The following is a 16,336-nucleotide window of genomic DNA, read 5'->3' as shown; positions in this document are numbered from 1 at the left end:
ATGTTTACCGGAATAATTGAAACACTAGGTACTGTTAAGCAATTAACAACAGTTAAGGACAATTTAGATATTACTATTGAAAGCACCATTACCAATCAGTTAAAAATAGATCAAAGTGTTGCACACAATGGTGTCTGTTTAACTGTAGTTGAAATAAATGATGACCAATATAAAGTTACTGCAATTAAAGAAACTTTAGACAAAACCAATATTGGAGATTTACAAATAAATGATATTGTAAATATTGAACGTGCTATGAAACTTGGAGACAGATTGGATGGTCACATTGTACAAGGTCATGTAGACCAAACAGCACTATGTATAGAAGCCAAAGAAACTAACGGAAGCTGGCTGTATACTTTTAAATACGATCCAGAGCTAAACAATATTACAATAGAAAAAGGATCTATTACAGTAAATGGAGTAAGTCTAACTGTTGTAAACTCTCAAAAAAATAGTTTTAGCGTAGCCATAATACCTTACACGTATGAGCATACAAATTTTAAACAGTTTAAAATTGGCACTAAAATAAACTTAGAATTTGACGTTATTGGAAAGTATATAAAGCGTCTAAACGAATTAAATGTTTGATGACTTACGCTTAGATATCAACTTATAAACACCATATAACAAACCTATAACTACAAGCACAATAATATTACCATCTATTGGCAACCCTACTGGAGGTACTTGTTGTGCTGGAGGTGGTGGAGTTACTATCTGAGCTACACCAACTATGCTTATTATTAAAAATAAGACTGTTGCTATTAATGTTTTATTTTTCTTCATTGCCGATTTGAGATTGTAAATGTAATAAAAAAAGCATGCTATCAAAACATTTGATTCTCTTTTTTAAACAAAAACACCTTTTAAATACTGTTTTCTTCGGTAAACTGCGCTTTTAGCTGTAAATTTTGAATTATTTGACTATTTGATAACATCAGTTTTTATTTAAAAATCACTTTATTTTTTACCTACAAACTATTTATTTTTAGCAATATTATAAATTATGACTTAGTATATAGTTCTAAATATTTGTCTCGTACAATTTTACCCACTGGCTTATTTTCAATTTTACTTTCTAACCACGAGATAATATCTAAATATAAAAAAGCACGACGTTCAAAAGGATGGTCTTCATATTGTTTTAAAGTTTCTAATAATTTTTTAAACTCCTTTTTAATATCCTGAGGATAAATATCTTGTAATCCTCTAATAAATTTTATCATCTCTTTTTGCACTTCATGTAAGTCGTTCATTTTAATTAAAAACTTGTAAGTGCTTTTTAATAAGGTTTCTAAATGATAATCCAATCCTGCCTCATAATGTGCTACTAAATTTAAAACTCTAGAAAAACACAATAAATCCTCACGCATTGACAATGATTTATTTGAAATAATTTTATCTAAGTATTTAATACATTCCTTATTATTACTAGCTCCAAAATGTAAACTTGCAAACTTGTAATAAAATATCATTTTATGATGTGCATCTATTTTATTATCAAATTGAACTAATTCAGCCTCAATTTCCGGAATCAATATTAAGCCATCATCAAAACTACCATCTATAAAGTGTAAATTTATTTTATGAAAATTACCATACAAAAAAACTAAAGAAGCTACATTTTCGTCCTTGGGAAAATTAGATTGGTTAACAACAGAATGAAAGCTAGCCAACTTAGTTTCAAATTTTTCTTTATTTTTTATAAAATATAAAGCCTCTAACAAATAGTTATTTCCTTTTAAAAAAAACACGGGATTTAAGCTAATCATATTAGGGTTTTCATAAAATAAATTCACCCATTTTAAAGCATATTTATAACAGTTTAAAAAGTCCTGTGTTAAAAAACTATACCACAAATACGCTTTATAATACCATAATTTTTCTCTAAACCCCAAAGCGGATAAATCTACTTTAGGCAATCTGTCATTAAAATAAGTCGTGACAGCTTTGCTTTCTTCCTCATTTTTTACATAACCCGTTTTTAATATTATACTATAAAGCTGTAATGATAAATTAGATAGCTTACTAGCAACAACATTTAACTCACTTAACTCTTTTGCCTGAATAGTTAATTGATCTGCCCTATTACTAATACTTCTAGTTATGTACTGTGTTTCGATAATTTTCTCAAGTTCGACAATCTCAAAAGCAAGGTTTTTTTCTTCATTAATTATTGCTAACTCTTTGGCCTTGTCTAAGATTTTAAGACTCTGTCTATACAATCCTTTATGATATAATATAGATGCAAAATCCAATTGTTCTCTTATTTGAGAGCGAATATTTTGATGGGAAGGGTTTAATTTAAGACTAATTAATATTTGCTTATACAAGTGTGCTTTAACATTAGCTAACTGCTGTTTTTTTACCACTCCACTTTTTAAAATAACGTTTTCATTATACACTGAAGCTTTGTCTAAAAGATTAAAAAGGTTTAAAAATTTAGAATCAGAATTCACTCCAAGTCTACCCACGTACAATTTAAATTGTCGCTTTTCAGACTTAGTTAAAGACTTAACTAATAAAAATAAATTATCTTTTTGCTCTTTAGTCATCAACTAATTGTTTTTTTATGTATCTGATTTTTAGTAGTTTACATTGTATTTCGTGTCTTGAACATCGTAGCTTCTCCTCCAATGCTAAATCAAATAGTTAACCAAAGTATACATTAGTAATTCAAAAGAAAAATAATTCTCTCTAAAAATGTCAAAAAACGCAATTCAAATATTTGATACAACGCTACGTGATGGCGAACAAGTACCAGGTTGTAAGCTAAATACAGAGCAAAAGGTAATTATTGCTAAGCAATTGGACCAACTAGGTGTTAATGTAATCGAAGCAGGTTTTCCCGTCTCTAGTCCAGGTGACTTCAAATCGGTAGAAGAAATATCAAAAATCGTAAAAAATGCTACCGTTTGCGGCTTAACTAGAGCTGTAGAAAACGACATAAAAGTAGCTGCCGAAGCATTAAAACATGCTAAACACCCAAGAATCCACACAGGAATAGGCACATCTGACTCACACATAATTCATAAATTTAAAACTAACAAAGCGGATATTATACAACGTGCTTACGATGCTGTAAAATATGCAAAATCCTTTGTTCAAGACGTAGAATTTTATGCTGAAGATGCTGGACGTACAGATAACGAGTATTTAGCACGAGTGTGCGAAGCTGCAATAAAGGCAGGAGCAACAGTACTAAATATCCCAGATACAACAGGATATTGTTTGCCCAGTGAATATGGCGCAAAAATTAAATATTTAAAAGAGAATGTAAAAGGCATTGAAAAAGCCATTTTATCTTGTCATTGCCATAACGATTTAGGTTTAGCAACTGCCAACTCTATTGAAGGCGTTATTAACGGAGCAAGACAAATAGAATGTACAATAAACGGAATTGGAGAGCGCGCTGGTAATACTGCACTTGAAGAAGTCGTCATGGTCTTAAAACAACACCCTTACCTAAACCTAGACACTAGTATAAAAACCGAAATGCTTTACGGACTTAGTCAATTAGTATCAGAAAGCATGGGGATTTACACGCAACCTAATAAAGCCATTGTTGGCGCTAATGCTTTTGCACACAGCTCAGGTATACATCAAGATGGTGTGATTAAAAACCGTGAAACTTACGAGATAATCAATCCTAAAGATGTTGGTGTTACAGAATCTGCAATTGTTTTAACCGCCAGAAGTGGTCGTGCCGCTTTAGCATACAGAGCAAAAAATGTGGGTTACGAACTAACTAAGCTTCAATTAGATGATGTTTATGCCAACTTTTTAAATTTTGCAGATAGAAAAAAAGAAATAAATGATGGTGATATCCATCAGATTATTGAAACCAGCAAAATGTATCAACAAATAATTTCGGCTTAATTATGGGACAAACATTATTTGACAAAGTTTGGGATGCCCACGTTGTAGAAACCGTTAAAGACGGACCACAAGTATTATATATTGACAAACACTTAATACACGAGGTGACCAGTCCGCAAGCTTTTAATGAGCTAGAAGCGCGCAACATCCCTGTTTTTAGACCAAAACAAATTGTTGCCACTGCGGACCATAATACGCCAACACAAAATCAACACTTACCAGTTAAAGATTTATTGTCTAGAAATCAATTAGAACAACTATCTAAAAACTGTAAAAAAAATAATATTACACTTTACCAACTAGGACACCAATACAATGGGATCGTCCATGTTATGGCTCCAGAATTAGGAATTACCCAACCAGGAATGACAATGGTTTGTGGTGACAGTCACACCTCAACACATGGTGCTTTTGGAACCATCGCTTTTGGTATTGGAACCAGTCAAGTGGCACAGGTTTTTGCTAGTCAATGCTTACTTTTAACTAAGCCAAAAAGCTTGAGAGTGACCGTTAACGGTAAACTTAAAAATGGCGTATTACCCAAAGATGTTATTTTATACATCATTGCCAAATTAGGCACAAACTCAGGCACAGGTTACTTCTGCGAATATGCGGGAGATGTTTTTGAAAACATGTCCATGGAAGGCAGAATGACTGTTTGTAATATGAGTATTGAAATGGGCGCTCGAGGCGGAATGATTGCCCCAGACCAAACCACTTTTGACTATGTAAAGGATAAAGAATTTGCGCCAAAAGGAGATGCTTTTGACAAAAAAGTAACCTATTGGAAAACACTACCAACGGATAAAGATGCTGTTTTTGATAAAGAATATGCTTTTGACGCGGAAGATATAGAACCTATGGTAACTTATGGTACCAACCCAGGAATGGGAATTAAAGTGACTGAAAACATACCAAGTATAAACGATGCCTCTTTTGAAAAATCTTTACAATATATGGATTTCAAAAAAGGAGAATCTTTAATCAATAAACCCATTAACTATGTCTTTATTGGAAGCTGTACCAACTCTAGAATTGAAGATTTCAGAGTAGCTGCAAGCTACATAAAAGGAAAACAAAAAGCAGATAATGTTACTGCTTGGTTAGTACCTGGTAGCAAACAAGTAGAGGCTCAAATTATAAAAGAAGGTCTTAAAGATGTATTTGATGCAGCTGGCTTTGAGCTAAGACAACCGGGTTGTTCCGCTTGTTTAGCCATGAACGACGATAAGATTCCGCAAGGCGAATATTGTGTTTCAACATCAAACCGAAACTTTGAAGGAAGACAAGGACAAGGCTCTAGAACTATTTTAGCTAGTCCTTTAGTTGCAGCTGCAACAGCTATTGAAGGCAAAATTGTGGACATAACAAAACAACTAAATTAAGATGGAAAAGTTTACAACATTACAATCTCAAGCTATTCCGTTAGCAATAGAAAACATAGATACAGATCAGATAATTCCTGCTCGATTTTTAAAAGCAACAGACCGAAAAGGCTTTGGAGACAACCTTTTTAAAGATTGGAGGTTTAACAAAGATGATTCAGTAAATGAATCTTTCTCTTTAAACAACCCTAAATATTTAGGAAGCATTTTAGTTGCGGGAGATAATTTTGGTTGCGGCTCTAGTCGCGAACACGCAGCTTGGGCTTTAAGCGATTATGGCTTTAAAGTTATTGTTTCAAGTTTTTTTGCGGATATTTTTAAAGGAAATGCTTTAAATAATGGACTGTTACCTGTTCAAGTTTCAGCAGAATTTTTAAAAGTACTATTAGACGTTACCACTGAAAATCCAGAGACTATTTTAGAAGTTAATCTTGAAGCGCAAATTATCTCCGTAAAAGACACTTCTTTCAAGGAAGCTTTTGACATTGATGCTTACAAAAAAACCTGTATGATTAATGGTTATGATGATATTGACTACCTATTAAGTAAAAAAGAAACTATTTCGGCTTTTGAAGCCAAAAAAACATACTAATAATTATACTATGAAATTAAACATAGCAGTTTTACCTGGTGACGGTATAGGTCCAGAAGTAACTAATCAAGCAATCAAAGTTTTAAAAGCTATTGCTTTAGAATTTGATCACACATTTTTATTTAAAGAAGCTTCTGTTGGCGCAATAGCAATTGACAAACACAACAACCCTTTACCTGACAGTACTCTAGACTTATGCCAGTCTAGTGACGCCATTTTATTTGGAGCTATTGGAGCCCCTAAATATGATAACGATCCTACAGCCAAAGTTAGACCTGAACAAGGCCTATTAAAACTAAGAAAAGAACTTGGTTTATACGCAAACATTAGACCCGTAAAAGCGTATGACGTACTGCTAGATAAATCTCCTTTAAAACAACATATAATAGAAGGAACAGATATAAGCATATACAGAGAGCTTACAGGCGGAATTTACTTTGGTAAAAAATATTTAAGTGAAGACGGAAATACTGCGTCTGATTTATGCGAATATTCTAAACACGAAATTGAGCGTATTGCACATTTAGCATTTAAAAACGCACAAAACAGAAAGAAAAAGGTAACACTAGTAGATAAAGCTAATGTTTTAGAAACGTCTAGATTATGGCGTAAAGTTGTTACTGATTTAGCAAAGGATTACCCAGATGTAACCTTAGACTTTTTATTTGTGGATAATGCTGCCATGCAAATGATTTTAAACCCAAAACAGTTTGATGTTATTTTAACCGAAAACTTATTTGGAGACGTTATAAGTGACGAAGCCAGTGTAATTGGCGGCTCTATTGGATTACTGGCATCAGCCTCCATTGGTGACAAATATGCCATGTTTGAACCCATACATGGATCATACCCACAAGCAACAGGAAAAGGGATAGCAAACCCAATTGCATCTATATTAAGTGCAGCGATGCTTTTAGAGCATTTTGACTTACATGAAGAAGCTAATTTAATTAAAGAAGGAGTTGAAAAATCTTTAAAATTAGAAATTACAACACCAGACTTAAATACGTCCTACGACAATATTTCTACTGCTAAGGTCGGCGATTTTATTGCAGATTTTATAAGCAACCCAAATGATACGAATATTAATTTCAATAATATTCACTTAGGACAATCTACGATTATTTAACACTATTTTTGTTAGTCTAAAACATGCTCAGCAATTTAATTGCTGAGTTTTTTTTGCTTTATATTATTTCAAATTAATCACAAAAAAAACCTGAAAACAAAATGTCTTCAGGTTTTTTCAACAAATTAACTAAATCTTAATGTTCATTTAATCTAAAGTCTGGATACGCATCCATACCATGCTCATGAGCATCAAGTCCTTCTAATTCTTCTTTTTCAGAAACTCTAATTCCAACTGTTTTCTTCATTATAAAAATAATTAAAAATGAAGACACAATACATATTGCCGCATAAGATCCAACACCGATTAACTGGCTAAAAAATTGCGATCCACTAGCTAATTCTCCAAAAATACCAACTGCTAAAGTACCCCAAATTCCACAAGCCAAATGCACAGCAATTGCACCAACTGGATCATCTAGTTTTAATTTATCTATTAATGATACTGCAAAAACAATTATTGCTCCTGCTATGACTCCTATTAATATAGCATCTGTTGGACTCATTTGGTCTGCTCCTGCAGTTATACCAACTAATCCTCCTAAAATACCATTTAAAAACATAGTTAAATCAAGGTTTTTATAAAGTACCGTAGATACTAAAGCTGCTACAACACCTCCTGCTGCTGCTGCAAGACAAGTAGTTACAAGTGTTAGCGATGTTAAACCTGGATCGGCAGATAACACAGACCCACCATTAAACCCAAACCACCCAAGCCAAAGTATTAAAACTCCTGCAGTTGCTAATGGTATATTGTGTCCAGGAATTGCTTGAAGCTTTCCGTTTTTAAATTTCCCAATTCTTGGACCTAATAAGCAAACAGCAACTAACGCTGCCCATCCACCAACAGAGTGCACTAAGGTTGATCCTGCAAAGTCATAAAAAGGCGTTTCTAAACTGTCCAAAAATCCACCTCCCCATTTCCATGAGCCAGCAATTGGATATACTAATCCAACATATATTATTGTAAAAATCATAAAAGGTCCAATCTTCATACGTTCTGCTACTGCACCAGACACAATAGTTGCTGCTGTTGCTGCAAACATCCCTTGAAATAAGAAGTCTGTCCAATACGTATACCCTTCATTATATGCTAAATCTAAAGCACCTTCTGCTGTTACTGGCGCATCCAATCCAAAACCAGCAAATCCGATAAACCCATTAAATTCACCTGGGTACATTAAATTAAAACCTACTAAACAGTAAAGTAATAGACCTACCGTAATAATAAATATGTTTTTAAATAAAATGTTTAATGTGTTTTTTTGTCGTGTTAACCCTATTTCTAAAAATGCAAATCCTAAATGCATAAAGAAAACTAAGGCTGTACAGATCATCATCCATACATTATTTATTGTAAGTAATTCCATGTTTTTTTATTTTAAAGTGTTTCCGCCTTTTGCTCCTGTTCTTATTCTATAGACCTCATCAACTTGTGAGACAAATATTTTACCATCACCAACCTCTCCAGTCGATCCTGATTCTAAAATGGCCTTTATTGTTACTTCCTCAAAATCATCATTAACAACGATTGATAAATAGCGTCTTTGTATATCACTTGTGCTATAAGAAACCCCTCTGTAAACATGTCCCTCTTTTTCGTTACCTAATCCTGTAACATCCCAATAGGAGAAAAAATTTACACCAACTTCATGCAATGCATTTTTAACTGCAGAAAATTTAGATTTTCTGATTATTGCTTCTACTTTTTTCATAATTAGTTTTTATTAGAATTTATATATCGCTGCCAAAACAAAAGAACCTAAGCTTTTTGTAGCCATTAAATCTGTATCAATAAAATCGTCTTCAGAACTACTATCAAGTCTAAATTCTGGTTTAATAATTAAGTCTTCGTCAATAACTAAACTACCTGTAAGCGTTAATCCAATAACACTTGGATCATCATCTACAGATTCGCTTTGCGTTTGAAAATACTCTCCTCTTAATCCTATAGTAAAGGTGTCACTAAGACCATATTGAGGATACAAATCCACACCATAAAATCCTTCACCGTCATTATCTGCATACGCTGCATTGATACCAACAAAAAAGTCTTCTGATGCATCAAAACCTCCAGTATAATCTACTTCAAAACCTAATCCAGCAGCATCATATAATAAATTTAAATACTGTCCGTCATATCCTAATTGCGCACCTACTGCATAACTTCCATCAGGATTAAACTCCGTAACATCCGTTTGATTAAACACCCCTAGCATTAAGCTAAAATCTTCTGACAAAGTAAAGTCTGCTTTCAAACCTGTATGAGAGAATGGTCCATTAGAAAACAAATAAGAGGTACTATAGTTAAAATTTCCTGCTGGTGCAATAACTTCGTAACCTAAAAACGTATTAAACTTTCCTAAGGTTAGTTTGGTGTTTTCGCTAATATTATAAAAAGCAAACAACTGATTTAATACTGTTGCACTTGCAGCCTCACCTCTTGGTCCAAAGACTAAATCCGCAACAGCTCCAACACGTCCTTTTTCGTAGGATGCAATAATATTTCCCATTCCTAAAGAGAATCCACCCGTATCTGCAAAAGATGTTGCGGGCGCAATTTGATTTTCATCATTTGGCGCTGTTAAATTTGTTCTGTAGTATGCATCCACACTACCTTCAAAAGCAAACTTTTTTTCTGGGGTATTAGCATCCTCTTGAGCAAACAGCGTTGTTGCAACCAAAAGAAGCGATAGGGTCAATAATTGTTTCATAAAAATCGGTATTAAATTGGTGTTAAATCAGTTAGTTATTATCCCAAATCTATGTTAAAAAAAATTTAACCCCTAAAAAACATAGGGTTGTGTGCTGATTTTTATTATAATTTTATTTTACACCCTATTTTTTATAGGGTATCATAAAATAAATGTCTGTTTACTAACAATATCGCATCACACTAAATAACTAATTCTCACAAAAACAACTGTTTATTTATAAATTATTCAGTTTTTTATATTTTACGAAATCGTTTTCGCAATAAACATTAGTTTTTATTGCGTTTATTGTATTGATGATTTATCAGTATTAGCGACATAAAATTGATTAAAGTGTATTAAATAATAGTCTAACTCAGAATTTCGGAAAAGTGTTTCTACTTTTTTTAAATTCAGTTGATAGCGTGTATCTTGGGTATGTAATAAGGCCAAAAAAGCCTTTAAAACTGACTTATTATGCTAAAAAAACAAGGACTTTATTTACCAGAATTTGAACACGATAATTGTGGTGCAGGATTTATATGTAGCTTAACGGGAAAACGATCTAACGACATCATCCATAAAGCTCTTGAGATTTTAGTAAAATTAGAGCATCGTGGAGCAGTAAGTTCTGATGGAGTAACTGGAGATGGAGCAGGTATTTTAATTGATATTCCGCATAAATTTTTTAAGATTTTCTGTGAGTTTGATTTACCTGAAGCAGGAGAATATGCAGTGAGTAATGTATTTCTTCCTAAAAAAGAAAATCAACGTCAATATTGTATTGATGTTTTTGAAAAAGAAATCCAAAATCAAGGTCTTAAATTAATCGGCTGGAGAGATGTACCAGTTAATAGTACTGTTTTAGGTGAAATAGCAAAAGTTACAGAACCTTTTGTAAAACAAATATTTATAGGAAAGTCTAGCGAATCACAAACCGAAAGAGAATTCAACATAAAATTATATGCTGCACGAAAAATTGCAGAACACACTATATATGATTCTAAATTATCAGAATCACAATTCTTCTACCTACCAAGTCTATCTACTAAAATCATAATATTTAAAGGCTTATTAATGCCGGAACATATTAACGAATATTATTTAGACCTATTTAACTCGGCTTTAGACACTAGATTAGCATTAGTACACCAGCGTTTTTCTACCAATACATTTCCAACTTGGGATTTAGCACAACCTTTTAGATACATCTGTCATAATGGAGAAATAAATACCGTTAGAGGTAATGTATCGCGTATGTTTTCTCGTGAAGAAATCATGGAAAGCCCATTATTTGGAGATGACATTAAAAAGATAATCCCTACTATTTTAAGAGGAAAATCAGATTCTGCGACATTAGATATGGTTGTCGAATTACTGTTAATGACGGGACGTTCGCTTCCAGAAGCAATGATGATGTTAGTACCCGAAGCTTGGGAGAAAAACCCACACATGTCGGATTCTAAAAAAGCATTTTACGAATACAATTCATGCCTAATGGAACCGTGGGATGGACCAGCTTCAATCCCATTTACAGACGGTAATTTTATAGGTGCTGTTTTGGACCGAAATGGATTACGTCCTTCAAGATACACCGTAACAAAACAAGGAAACGTTATCATGTCTTCTGAAACCGGTGTTGTAGACATTGCTCCAGAAAATATAGAATTCCATGGTCGCTTAGAACCCGGAAAAATGTTTTTAGTAAACATGAGCGAAGGTCGTATTGTTAATGATGAAGAAATTAAAGAAGAAATAGCAGCCAAACATCCTTACAGACAATGGTTAAACGAAAATTTAGTCCATCTTAGAGATATTGAAGCTAAAGAAGGTCATATTAAATATGATGAAATTGATCTTAAAAAACGTGAAGTTGTTTTTGGATATACTGAAGAAGATTTAAACACCATTATTCGTCCGATGGCACAATTAGGAAAAGAACCTATTGGATCCATGGGAAGTGATACACCAATTGCTATTTTATCAGAAAGACCACAATTAATTTATAACTATTTCAAACAGTTATTTGCTCAGGTTACCAATCCGCCTTTAGACGGAATTAGAGAAGAGTTAATTACAGATATAAGCTTAACGCTTGGTAGTGACGTCAATATATTTGATATCAATGCCGAACATTGTAAAAAATTAAAAATTCAGAATCCGGTTATTTCTAAACACGATTTAGATAAGATTAGAGATTATGATACTAATCCTGATTTTAAAGTCGAATCTATTTCGATGTTATATGAAGTAAACAGAGGATTAAACGAGCTTGAAGTTGCATTAGAAAACCTAGTGAATAAAGCTTCTAAAGCGATAGATAACGGAGCAAATATTATTATTTTATCAGATCGATTTGTAGACAAAAATCACGCACCAATTCCTGCGCTTTTAGCCTGTTCGTACCTAAATCACGCTTTACATAAATTAGAAAAGCGCTCAAGAATTAGTTTAATTATTGAGTCTGCAGAACCTCGTGAAGTCCACCACTTTGCTTTATTGTTCGGTTATGGTGCAAGTGCTGTAAATCCATACATTGTAAACGAAATTGTTCAAGAACAAATAAACAATGCAGACCTTAGTGAATTAGACTATTTAACTGCCATTAAAAACTACAATAAAGCAGTTGGTAAAGGGATTTTAAAGGTAATGAACAAAATTGGGATTTCAACTTTAAACTCGTATCGTGGCTCTCAATTATTTGAATGTATCGGAATTAAAACCTCTACAGTCGAAAAATATTTCCCAAATACACCAACACGTATTCAAGGTATTGGCTTAAGAGAAATTGAACAAGAAATTGTTAAACGTCACAAAAGAGCTTTTCATAAAAATACAGAACCACAAATTGAAGTTGGAGGAGATTACAGATGGAGACGTGGACAAGAAAAACACATGTTTAACCCATTAACAGTTGCCAAGCTTCAAGAATCGGTAAAAACCAATAAAGCATCTACATTTAAGGAGTTTTCAGACTTAGTAAACGATCAATCTAAAAACCTAATGACTATTAGAGGTTTGTTTGAGTTTGATCAATTTGACCCCATTCCTTTAGAGGAAGTAGAACCTTGGACAGAAATTGTAAAACGTTTCAAAACCGGAGCCATGTCTTATGGTTCTATTAGTAAAGAAGCACATGAAAATTTAGCGGTTGCGATGAACAGAATTGGAGGGAAATCTAATTCTGGTGAAGGAGGAGAAGACCAAGAACGTTTCTACAAAAGCTCACAAGGAGACTGGAGAAACTCAGCAATCAAACAAGTCGCTTCAGGACGTTTTGGTGTCACTTCCAACTACTTAACAAGTGCAAGCGAAATTCAAATAAAAATAGCACAAGGCGCAAAACCTGGTGAAGGAGGTCAATTACCTGGACCAAAAGTGAATCCAGAAATTGCAAAAACAAGAAACTCGACACCATATGTTGGTTTAATCTCACCACCACCACATCACGATATTTATTCCATTGAAGATTTATCTCAATTAATTTACGACGTAAAATCAGCAAATAGAGAAGCTAGAATTAATGTAAAACTAGTATCGGAAATTGGTGTTGGTACAGTAGCAGCAGGAGTTGCTAAAGCAAAAGCAGACGTTATTTTAATTGCTGGTTTTGATGGAGGGACAGGAGCAACACCTTTAACTTCACAAAAACATACTGGTTTACCTTGGGAACTTGGTGTTGCAGAAGCACAACAAACCTTAGTGATGAATGACCTAAGAAATCGTGTGGTTTTAGAATGTGACGGACAATTAAAAACAGGTCGTGATGTAGCAATAGCATGTTTACTTGGCGCGGAGGAATTCGGTTTTGCAACAGCACCTTTAGTAGCTTCGGGATGTATTATGATGCGTGTGTGTCATTTAAACACATGCCCAGTCGGAATTGCTACTCAAAATCCTGACTTACGTAAAAAGTTTAAAGGAAAACCAGAACACGTCGTTAACTACATGTATTTTGTAGCACAAGAATTACGTGAGATTATGGCTAAATTAGGATTTAGAACTATTAATGAAATGGTTGGACAATCTCAAAAACTAAACAGAAACAAAGCCATAGACCATTACAAATCTTCAGGAATTGACTTAACACCAATCTTACACAAAGTAGAAGTGGCAGAAGATGTGCAATTATACAACACCTATTGTCAAGACCACAACCTGAATGTACACTTAGATTTTAAAATTATAAAACAAGCACATCAAGCGTTATTTAGAAGACAAAAAACAAACTTAGCTATGCCTATCACAAATATAGATAGAGCAGTTGGAGCAGTTATAAGTAACGAAATTTCTAAAATTTATGGTGCAGATGGATTACCAGAAGACACAATAGATATTGATTTTACAGGTTCCGCAGGTCAAAGTTTTGGAGCTTTTGCAACCAAAGGTTTAAAATTCACCGTACACGGAAACACAAATGATTACCTAGGTAAAGGGTTATCCGGAGCTAAATTAATTATTAAAGTGCCAGAAAAATGTACCATTGTTCCGGAAGACAATATCATTACAGGAAACGTAACGTTGTATGGCGCAACTTCTGGAGAAGTTTATATAAATGGTAAGGCTGGAGAACGTTTTTGTGTTAGAAACTCTGGAGCACAAGCAGTAGTCGAAGGTATTGGAGATCATGGTTGCGAGTATATGACTGGTGGTGTTGCTATTATCCTTGGTACTGTAGGTCGAAACTTTGGAGCAGGAATGAGCGGAGGAGTTGCTTATGTTTTAGATGAAAAAGGAACCTTCAAACAGAATTGCAATTCGGAAGATTTAAATATTGATCCAATTGAAAATGAAGCGGATAGTCTTCAGCTAAAACAATTAATCGAAAATCATTTTGAAGCAACAGGAAGCCCATTAGCAGCACGCATTTTAAAAGACTGGAGCAATTACCTTCCTAAGTTTAAAAAAGTGCTACCAGAAGAGTATAGACAAGCCTTAGTGAGATTAGAACAAGAACAACTAGAATTAGCGTAAATTATGGGAAAGATAACAGGATTTTTAGAGTTTAAGCGTGAGAACGAAAGCTATATAGCGCCAGAAAAACGCATAGAGAATTACAAAGAATTTACGGTTCCGTTACCAGAAGACCACCTGAAAGATCAAGGCGCACGTTGCATGGATTGCGGAATTCCGTTTTGCCATAGTGGTTGTCCGCTTGGGAATTTAATTCCAGATTTTAACGATAAAGTCTACAAAGGAAAATGGAAAGAAGCTGCTGAAATTTTACACAAAACCAACAACTTCCCAGAGTTTACAGGACGTTTATGTCCAGCACCTTGCGAAGAAGCCTGTGTTTTAGGTATTAACGAAGACCCAGTAACCATAGAGAATATTGAAAAAAACATAGTAGAAACCGCCTTTAATGAAGGGTGGATTGTAGCAAATCCCCCAAAAATTAGAACCGAAAAAACAGTTGCTGTTATTGGCTCTGGACCAGCAGGATTAGCTGCTGCACAACAATTAAATCGTGCAGGACATACCGTTACCGTTTTTGAACGTGACGAAAAAGTTGGTGGTTTATTACGCTACGGAATTCCAGATTTTAAAATGGAAAAAACCGTGATTGACAGACGTGTTGCTGTTTTAGAAGAGGAAGGAATCACTTTTAAAACCAATGCTCATGTTGGTGTAAACATAGACGCAAACCAACTTAAAGACGATTTTGACGCAGTAGTTTTATGCGGTGGAGCAACGGTAAGAAGAAATATCCCAATTCCTGGAGCAGACCTAAAAGGGGTAACGCAAGCGATGGATTTCTTAAAACTAAATAATCAATACGTGGATGGTTTAGTGGATTTTAAAGATATTATTTCTGCAGAAGGAAAAGACGTTATCGTTATTGGTGGTGGAGATACCGGAAGCGATTGTATTGGAACCTCTAATCGTCATGGAGCAACTTCGGTTACAAATTTTGAAATATTAAGTAAACCTACTGAAGGTCGTCCAGCACACCAACCTTGGCCGTATTGGCCAATGAAGCTAAAAACAACCTCATCGCACCAAGAAGGTGTAGAACGTTTTTTTAGCATTTCTACTAAAGCATTTATTGGCGATAAAAAAGGAAACTTAACAGGCTTAAAAACGGTTGAAGTAGAATGGATTTTTACTCCAGGAGAAAGACCACAACTTAAAGAAGTTCCAAATACCGAAAAAGAATGGAAATGCGACATCGCATTATTAGCTCTTGGATTTATAGGCGCTGAAAAAACATTAGCAGACCAGTTTGGATTAAAAATGGATTTTAGAACCAATATTGAAGCAACAACAAAAGATTACAAAACAAATATCCCTGGTGTTTTTGCAGCTGGAGATATGCGTCGTGGACAATCATTGATTGTTTGGGCAATTTCTGAAGGAAGACAAGCAGCTTATCACATCGACACGTATTTGATGGGAGAGTCCTGTTTACCTTTAAAGGATGATAGCGATTTGCCTCGAGTTTAAATAAACGTAACGCTTTGTCACATTGAGCGCAGTCGAAATGCTATTAAAACTTAAATCTTAAGGTTTTCGACTGCGCTCAAACTGACAGTGATATAGCTAAAATACTTTCTTGTTTGAACGACTATTCACAAAGGGGAATAAACTTAAATTAAATCCTACAGAAGTAGGATTTTTTCAATTTCTAGAATCAGCACAAAAACTAATGTCACATT

12 protein-coding genes are annotated in these 16,336 nt (G+C 34.1%); 7 read left to right on the top strand and 5 right to left on the bottom strand.

The window, feature by feature from the left end; genetic code table 11:
* The gene (locus WNY60_RS14505) at positions 1-591 is read left to right on the top strand and encodes a riboflavin synthase (RefSeq protein ID WP_342862822.1); all 591 of its coding nucleotides are present in this window, start codon (positions 1-3) and stop codon (positions 589-591) included.
* Here WNY60_RS14505 and WNY60_RS14500 read toward each other — a convergent pair.
* Together WNY60_RS14500 and WNY60_RS14495 are read right to left on the bottom strand one after the other, a co-directional pair.
* Positions 580-789: a hypothetical protein gene (locus WNY60_RS14500; RefSeq protein ID WP_145005189.1), complete on the bottom strand. Its 210-nt coding sequence runs from the start codon at positions 787-789 to the stop codon at positions 580-582. The two genes, WNY60_RS14505 and WNY60_RS14500, sit on opposite strands and share 12 nt — an antisense overlap.
* 218 nt (positions 790-1,007) lie before the next feature.
* Positions 1,008-2,558 carry a hypothetical protein gene (locus WNY60_RS14495; protein ID WP_342862821.1) on the bottom strand — a complete coding sequence of 517 codons (1,551 nt, stop codon included), beginning with the start codon at positions 2,556-2,558 and terminating at the stop codon, positions 1,008-1,010.
* A gap of 148 nt (positions 2,559-2,706) precedes the next feature.
* Between WNY60_RS14495 and WNY60_RS14490 the strand changes: the two genes are divergently transcribed.
* Genes WNY60_RS14490 through leuB form a run of 4 tightly spaced genes read left to right on the top strand, consistent with a single transcriptional unit; the run spans position 2,707 to position 6,988 of the window.
* Complete coding sequence (locus tag WNY60_RS14490) at positions 2,707-3,882, top strand: 2-isopropylmalate synthase (RefSeq protein ID WP_342862820.1); 1,176 nt, start codon at positions 2,707-2,709, stop codon at positions 3,880-3,882.
* A 2-nt stretch (positions 3,883-3,884) separates the two neighbouring features.
* Entirely contained in the window at positions 3,885-5,267 is a 1,383-nt protein-coding gene (gene leuC, locus WNY60_RS14485) for a 3-isopropylmalate dehydratase large subunit (RefSeq protein WP_342862819.1), read from the top strand.
* Position 5,268: 1 nt separating this feature from the next.
* A complete protein-coding gene (leuD, locus tag WNY60_RS14480) occupies positions 5,269-5,859 on the top strand; it encodes a 3-isopropylmalate dehydratase small subunit (protein WP_342862818.1) in 591 nt (196 codons plus the stop codon).
* Between the two features lie 10 nt (positions 5,860-5,869).
* Positions 5,870-6,988 (top strand): 3-isopropylmalate dehydrogenase, encoded by a 1,119-nt coding sequence (gene leuB, locus WNY60_RS14475; protein WP_342862817.1) that lies wholly within the window; start codon positions 5,870-5,872, stop codon positions 6,986-6,988.
* 136 nt (positions 6,989-7,124) lie between these two features.
* Here the strand turns inward: leuB and amt are convergent, their stop codons facing one another.
* The 3 genes from amt to WNY60_RS14460 are packed head-to-tail and all read right to left on the bottom strand — an operon-like array spanning position 7,125 to position 9,701.
* Positions 7,125-8,357 (bottom strand): ammonium transporter, encoded by a 1,233-nt coding sequence (amt, locus tag WNY60_RS14470; RefSeq protein ID WP_342862816.1) that lies wholly within the window; start codon positions 8,355-8,357, stop codon positions 7,125-7,127.
* 6 nt (positions 8,358-8,363) lie between these two features.
* On the bottom strand, positions 8,364-8,702 hold the full coding sequence (locus tag WNY60_RS14465) for a P-II family nitrogen regulator (protein ID WP_145005167.1): 339 nt from the start codon (positions 8,700-8,702) through the stop codon (positions 8,364-8,366).
* Positions 8,703-8,714: 12 nt separating this feature from the next.
* The gene (locus tag WNY60_RS14460; RefSeq protein WP_145005164.1) at positions 8,715-9,701 is read right to left on the bottom strand and encodes an outer membrane beta-barrel protein; all 987 of its coding nucleotides are present in this window, start codon (positions 9,699-9,701) and stop codon (positions 8,715-8,717) included.
* Positions 9,702-10,157: 456 nt separating this feature from the next.
* On the opposite strand from WNY60_RS14460, the gene gltB reads away from it, so the two are divergent.
* Positions 10,158-14,654 (top strand): glutamate synthase large subunit, encoded by a 4,497-nt coding sequence (gene gltB / locus WNY60_RS14455; RefSeq protein ID WP_342862815.1) that lies wholly within the window; start codon positions 10,158-10,160, stop codon positions 14,652-14,654.
* Between the two features lie 3 nt (positions 14,655-14,657).
* Entirely contained in the window at positions 14,658-16,124 is a 1,467-nt protein-coding gene (locus WNY60_RS14450) for a glutamate synthase subunit beta (RefSeq protein WP_342862814.1), read from the top strand.
* Positions 16,125-16,336: the final 212 nt, after the last annotated feature.

Origin of the sequence: Olleya sp. AS48, assembly GCF_038900355.1 — a bacterium.
Taxonomy (GTDB): Bacteria; Bacteroidota; Bacteroidia; order Flavobacteriales; family Flavobacteriaceae; genus Olleya.
This window is presented reverse-complemented; position numbering and strand designations above follow the sequence as displayed.

Excerpts from the sequence above, each read along its gene's own strand:
- WNY60_RS14450 (WP_342862814.1), top strand. The coding sequence starts at position 14,658 with ATGGGAAAGATAACAGGATTTTTAGAGTTTAAGCGTGAGAACGAAAGC.
- gltB (WP_342862815.1), top strand. The coding sequence starts at position 10,158 with ATGCTAAAAAAACAAGGACTTTATTTACCAGAATTTGAACACGATAAT.
- WNY60_RS14505 (WP_342862822.1), top strand. The coding sequence starts at position 1 with ATGTTTACCGGAATAATTGAAACACTAGGTACTGTTAAGCAATTAACA.
- leuD (WP_342862818.1), top strand. The coding sequence starts at position 5,269 with ATGGAAAAGTTTACAACATTACAATCTCAAGCTATTCCGTTAGCAATA.
- WNY60_RS14495 (WP_342862821.1), bottom strand. The coding sequence starts at position 2,558 with ATGACTAAAGAGCAAAAAGATAATTTATTTTTATTAGTTAAGTCTTTA.
- leuB (WP_342862817.1), top strand. The coding sequence starts at position 5,870 with ATGAAATTAAACATAGCAGTTTTACCTGGTGACGGTATAGGTCCAGAA.
- WNY60_RS14500 (WP_145005189.1), bottom strand. The coding sequence starts at position 789 with ATGAAGAAAAATAAAACATTAATAGCAACAGTCTTATTTTTAATAATA.
- leuC (WP_342862819.1), top strand. The coding sequence starts at position 3,885 with ATGGGACAAACATTATTTGACAAAGTTTGGGATGCCCACGTTGTAGAA.
- WNY60_RS14465 (WP_145005167.1), bottom strand. The coding sequence starts at position 8,702 with ATGAAAAAAGTAGAAGCAATAATCAGAAAATCTAAATTTTCTGCAGTT.
- amt (WP_342862816.1), bottom strand. The coding sequence starts at position 8,357 with ATGGAATTACTTACAATAAATAATGTATGGATGATGATCTGTACAGCC.
- WNY60_RS14460 (WP_145005164.1), bottom strand. The coding sequence starts at position 9,701 with ATGAAACAATTATTGACCCTATCGCTTCTTTTGGTTGCAACAACGCTG.
- WNY60_RS14490 (WP_342862820.1), top strand. The coding sequence starts at position 2,707 with ATGTCAAAAAACGCAATTCAAATATTTGATACAACGCTACGTGATGGC.